Annotated in this window: 1 protein-coding gene; it reads left to right on the forward strand. The window is 48.0% G+C overall.

Annotated features, from left to right (window positions below):
* Positions 1-66: 66 nt before the first annotated feature.
* Positions 67-944 (forward strand): IS630 family transposase gene (locus ACM0OZ_RS49000; RefSeq protein WP_414590187.1). Its coding sequence is split into 2 segments (ribosomal slippage): positions 67-396 and positions 399-944, totalling 876 coding nucleotides; the frame shifts between segments, so codons are not numbered across the junction.
* Positions 945-964: the final 20 nt, after the last annotated feature.

Consider the following 964-nt stretch of genomic DNA (forward strand, 5'->3'; position numbering starts at 1 on the left):
TATAGCTATAGCCAGTCTAATTAGGACGTGGACTATAATAATTGCGATCACTTCTACCCAATTTCAATGGCTCAACCTTACAGTAATGACTTCCGGCAAAAAGTAATGCAAGCGATTGAGTTGGACGGTCTCAAGAAAAGTGAGGCGAGCCAACTGTTCAATATCAGTCGCAATACAATCAACTTGTGGTTCCAACGCAAAGCCGAAACGGGTGATGTTAAGCCAAAGGCGAGGCAAGCATCCCAACAGAACGGCAAAATCAGGGATTGGGAGAAGTTTCGGGACTTTGTCAAAGCGCATGGGGATAAAACCCAAACGGAGATGGCACAGCTATGGGATGGGGAGATTAGTCAACGCACGATTTCGAGGGCATTACGGAAGATTGGCAATACCCGTAAAAAAAAACATACGGGTATTGCCAACGGGATGAAGCCAAACGGGCAGCCTTCTTAGAGCAACTCGAGAACCCGAAAGCGCCTCACCTGGTCTATGTCGATGAGTCTGGGATGGATGAACGAGATAACTATGGCTATGGGTACTCATCTGTAGGGGAACGCTTCTACGACCTCAAATCAGGTCGGCGACAGGGACGCATTAATATGATCGCCGGGTACCGAAATGGTCAATTGATTGCACCATTTACGGTTGAGGGAGCGTGCAACCGCACTGTCTTTGAGACCTGGCTAGAAACGTGCTTAATTCCAGTGTTGCATCCGGGTGAGTGGGTGATTGTGGATAATGCGACGTTTCATCATGGCGGTCGGATTGCCCAATTGATTGAAACCGCAGGGTGTCAGTTGGTCTATTTGCCGCCCTATTCGCCGGATCTCAATCGCATTGAAAAGTGTTGGGCCTGGTTGAAAAGTCGGATTCGCAAACTATTACCCAACTCAGATCATTTACGCGATGCCATCGAAGTCGTTCTCAAGCAAGCTGCGTCCTAATGAAGATGGCTATGGCTATA

Origin of the sequence: Scytonema sp. PCC 10023 (assembly GCF_963920835.1) — a bacterium.
GTDB lineage: Bacteria > Cyanobacteriota > Cyanobacteriia > Cyanobacteriales > Nostocaceae > Kalymmatonema.